Source organism: Neisseria sp. P0009.S007 (genome assembly GCF_051962515.1).
In genome coordinates this window covers 1-833 of sequence record NZ_JBQCVF010000753.1, presented here as the reverse complement: position 1 = coordinate 833, position 833 = coordinate 1, and the positions used below count along the sequence as shown (strand labels likewise).

Below are 833 nucleotides of genomic sequence, written 5' to 3'. Positions count from 1 at the left end.
GATGTCTTGGCGGAAATCCGCGCGGCGCATCCGCAGCTGACGGCGCAGGAAAACGGCGCGTTGCAGGATATTGCCTATGGTTGTCAGCGTTATTTGGGCAGTTTGAAGTATATGCTTGGTCAAATGCTGAAGAAGCCGATTGACAATCCGCAACTTGAAAGCCTGCTTTTGGCGGCGATGTACCAACTGCATTACACGCGTAATGCCCCTCATGCCGTGGTCAATGAAGCGGTGGAAAGCATTGCCAAAATCGGTCGCGGCCAGTTCCGCTCGTTTGCCAATGCGATTTTGCGCCGCTTTTTGCGCGAACGCGACAAGCTCGCGGCTTCCTGCAAAAAAGACGATGTGGCGAAACACAATTTGCCGCTGTGGTGGGTGGCTTATTTGAGAAACCATTATCCCAAACATTGGCACAACATCACCACCGCGCTGCAATCGCATCCGCCGATGACTTTACGCGTCAACCGCCGACACGGCAATGCCGAAAGCTATTTGGAAAAATTGGCTGCGGAAGGCATTCCGGCCAGGGCTTTGGACGAATACGCCGTGATGTTGGAAGAAGCCGTTCCGGTAAGCCGTCTGCCCGGTTTTTCAGACGGCCTGGTGTCGGTGCAGGATTTTGGTGCGCAACGTGCAGCTTATTTGTTGAACCCGAAAGACGGCGAACGCATCCTCGATGCCTGTGCGGCGCCGGGCGGTAAGACAGGCCATATCTTGGAACTGGCAGATTGTCATGTTACCGCTTTGGATATAGACGAAGGCCGTCTGAACAGGGTGAAGAGCAATCTTGACCGTTTAGGCTTTCAAAAGGCCTCTTTGACTTGTGCCGATGC

At 53.9% G+C, this 833-nt stretch carries 1 protein-coding gene; it reads left to right on the top strand.

Annotation, left to right across the window (positions count from 1 at the left end; genetic code table 11):
* Positions 1-833: transcription antitermination factor NusB (locus ACTHS3_RS16135; protein ID WP_440368524.1), on the top strand; the 833-nt coding region annotated here is incomplete at both ends.